This window comes from uncultured Campylobacter sp. (genome assembly GCF_938045225.1).
GTDB lineage: Bacteria > Campylobacterota > Campylobacteria > Campylobacterales > Campylobacteraceae > Campylobacter_A.
Genome location: NZ_CALINL010000225.1, coordinates 1 through 4,083, shown reverse-complemented (window position 1 = coordinate 4,083; position 4,083 = coordinate 1). Strand labels below are relative to the sequence as shown.

The following is a 4,083-nucleotide window of genomic DNA, read 5'->3' as shown; positions in this document are numbered from 1 at the left end:
TAACTAGATTATCGTCGGCGCTTAATCCAGTGCTTAAACCGTCGTTATCACGCACTAGATAAGTTTCGTTGCCGTATGAGAACGCCCAAACTTTATTAGCAGCGTTAGCAGCGGCGCTAGTTAATACCTTATTTGCAGCCGCCAATAAGCTAGCTTCGCTATCCAAATCAGTTGCAGTATATTTTGCAAAAGCAGTAGCGGTGCCTAGGTCTATCTTATCGCCTCTACCGATATCGGAGATAGTTACGTACTTGCTCGCGGTAGCATCGGTTTTTGCTTCAGCTAAATTAAACGTATCTTTACCTGCTCCGCCGCTTATAACGAATTTTTTACCGCTAGTTAGCTCCGCTCCGATAGCAAATTCTATATAGTCGTCGCCGGCGCCTAGGCTTATATTGATATCGTTTGTTTGAGCCACGTTAATAGTTACCTTGTCGTTTCCGGCAGCGGTTTCTATGCTCTTTAAGCCTTCAGAATTTACCTCTATTTCGGTGGCTGTAGTAGCGCCCTTGATAGTAGTTAATGAGATATTATCAGAGCCCGTACTCAACGCAGTCTTACCGCTAGCATTTGTATAGCCGCTTAGATCGATGGTTTTTAGTCCCATTAAGCCGTTTGTATCTATCGACAAGTCAGAATTTTGACCGGCGCTCTTCAAGCTAGAAGGATTTGTTACGCCGCCTTTTATAGTTAAAGTTTTGACCTGCTCGCCGTAATTGCCCGATGTGATACTTCCCTTGACGTTGGTTAAATTTGCAACGAAATTTACGTCATCCGTATTGGTTGCCCAGTTGCTTATATTTATACCGTACTCGCTTACGGCATCTCCCGCATAACCTTTGATCGTTAAGTTATTGTGAACTTGTATGTATGTAGTGCCGATTATAGGAGCTGTAACGTTAGCCACGTCCATAGTTACGTTTTTACCGCTTACGCTCGTAAATGATGCGGTCTCTAGGTAGGTATTTGTTCCGGTACTTATCATCACATCGCCATACGTTGCCATCACGCCGCCTACGGTCAATGATTTTAGATTATTTACGTTCAAATTTACGCTAGTGCCGCTTATAGCCCCAAATGTTGCTGTAGCGTCATTATCGTTAGTTCTAACGTCGACATTTACTTTACCGAAATTTTTAACGCCGGTAGATGGATCTTCGGCAGATATGGCACCAACCTCTAATCTTTCTTGGCCGATAAACTTGAGCGTTACGTCTTTAGCGGACGAACTCACGTTGCCTACTTTGACCAAAGCGTCTTGTATGCTTGTAGTAGTCGTGATATTTACGTCGCCTCTAGTAGCAGCCGTAGTTCCGCTAGCACTTACATCACCTATCGTTACGGATTTTTGATTTGATACGTTTACGCTTACGTCTTTAGCGCTTGCAGACAGATCTCCGTATGTTAAAACTGCGTCTGTTACGCCGGAAGCGGCACTTGCGCTTACAGCCAAACCTTTAGTCGCTCCGACTATACCTTTGATATTTGTAGTGCTTTGCGCAACGGTAGCTACGGTTTTGATATTAGCAGAACCGCCGACTGCTATGTCGCTACTGCCGGAGCCTAGCTGTAAAACCTTGTATCCGCTAGCCGTTACGTCTAGATTGCCGGTCGCTTTTACAGTGCCGTTGACTTTCACTTCGCCGTCGGTTAAGTCGGCTTTTGAAGTGTGATTTAGGGTTACGTTTCTACCGATAACATAGCTTGAGGTGTTGTTGCCGTAATCTGCCGTAGAGCCTTTTTGCGTAAAGTGCGTAGTCAAATTTACATCGCCTGCAGCATTTATAGCGGCTACATTTAATGTTTTTTGTCCATTAGCGTTTATATTTACGTTGTTAACCGCATATGCGTTCGGACCATCTTTCAAACCGATATTGCCATATACCACGCCGCCGTCTTTCTTGTCTGTAGTGTATGTCAAATTTACGTCTCTAGTGGTGTAGATATAATCGCCTTGGGCTACTACTAAATCCTTCAATCCTTCAGCATTTAAAGTAATATCCTGAACGCCTTGAAGAGGGACCGGAAGGTATGTCTTGTCGCCTAATGTGCCAAGAGTTACGCTAGTATCGTCGCCTGTGCCTTTTAGGTTGATTTTACTGATGCCGCTTAGTTTGTTGCTTAACGTGTAATTTCCCTTTGTCTCTACGTTTAGGGTTTTTAGGTTGTAGGCATTCGTATTATGGCTTCCAGAAGCATTTGACGCATTTATACTAGCTGAAATATAGTTGCCGGTCTTGTTTACTACGTTTAGCGTTTCAAGAGCGACCGCATCGTTTATGGTGCTATAAAAACCACCGCCCGTAGTAGTAGTGTTCTCTAGAGTAAAATTTAGCTCTTTTATAGTATTTGAACTTACATATACGCTAGAAGTACCTTGAGACGCAGGCAAAGCGCTGTCGTTGGCTACTTTGACGTTTAGGCTTTCAGTTCCGTTTGCAGTTATGCTACCGCTGTTGCCTTTTTCTATAACGAAGTCTTTTATGTCGGTACTATTGTTTATCGTTACGTATGTAGAGCTAGTGGCTTTTGCGTTTACTTTCGCTATCTTAGAGTTAAGTATATTTACATTAGCATAACTTCCGTTGATACCTAGCTCGGTTATCTCTTGCGCTCTAGTAAAGTCAAGTACGGAAGCGCTAGTGTTGATATTTAGTACTTCAACGCCGGTCATTTCTACGTGTTGGTTTCCATATATAGCGTCTATGAAATTTACGGTATCTTTGCCTGCTCCGCCGTTGATAGGTATGATGCTTCCGTTAGCTCCGGTTACGTTAAATACGTCGTCTTGTTCGCTACCTTTTATGCTTTGAACATATCCATTAGCTATTACGTTCGCTACTAGTTTGTTGCCTTTATATTCGCTAGCGTCAAAGCTATATAGTCCGTCCGTAGTATTTACCGTTAGATCGGCCGTTCCTTTTATGTGCATAGTCTTTATGCTTGCAACTTGGTCCGGTTGTCTAGTCGTGTTTGAAGTAAATTTAGTTAGCTTGCTAGCTCCTCCTACGGCGTTAATGGTTAGAGCTTCTATATGGTCTCCGTTAACGGTAGTTATGTTTATTCTAGCGTCTTTATCCATGTTTACATTATTTACTACGATTTCCTGGTTATCGTTGCTTCCGGCTAATACGTCCGTGTTGTATATTAGATTAAGTCTTCCAGAGTCAGTATTTCCGCTTAGTTTTAGATCGTTAATAAGAAGTTTTACTTTATTCTCCGGGTTGATAATGTCTATCTTATTCTCGCCGTTTAAAGTAATGCTTTCCATGTTATGGATATATTTAGTGTCAAATCTCAAATCGCCGTTGCTTTTGTTGGTTAAATTTAGATTTTCTATATTTTTAACCTCGCCGGTTCCGATGGTCATTCCGTAGAAGTTGGTGTATAGATCTAGATTTAAAGTATCGTTTCCGCCTTTACCGTCTAGTTTATCGGTAGCTTTAAAGGTAGTTTGTCCGACGGTAGCAGATACGGCTCCGTTAAATACGTCTGATTTGTCGGTTCCGCTTACGTCGTTAGCGCTTGCTGAAAGGTTGTGAATAGTAGGAGCTATAAGAGCGTCTATTTTTGCCTTTTGTTCGTCTAGGTTGGTATTGTTTGTAGTCGCTATTATATCTTGGAATAAAGAGTAGTCGTATGCTCCGCTTTGATCGGCTGGAATGTCGGCTATCTTTTCAGCCATATACTGAGAAATAGCTGTTTTATTTTCAAATACTTTCGCCGCTACCGGATCTGCCGCCTTTGCTATCGCAGAAGTAGCTACTTCAAATAGCTTAGCTACGGTGTCGCCTCTTGAGTTGCCTAGTTGAAGGTGTTTTACCCAGGCATTAATACCGTCTGGATCTTGAGAATAGTCTTTGCCCAAGATATTTTTATAAAGCATTTCTACGAAATCTCTATCGTGATCTATGCTGCCGTTAAAATAAGCTACGGCTGCAGGGGAAGATAGCATATCGTTAGCCATCCGTGCTATCGTGGTATTTGCTCCCGCGTTTACCCATGCGTTAAAGCCCGCGCCTTCTGGGGCACGATTAAATAACGCTACGTAAAGCTGTGCAACTTGTGCTTGTGTTACTGCCA

General features: G+C 42.6%; 1 protein-coding gene. It reads right to left on the bottom strand.

All coding sequences use genetic code 11. From position 1 onward, the window contains the following. Positions 1 to 4,083, bottom strand: a 4,083-nt coding sequence (locus tag Q0200_RS08110) for a DUF4214 domain-containing protein (RefSeq protein ID WP_297940043.1), incomplete at both ends; no start/stop codon positions are given.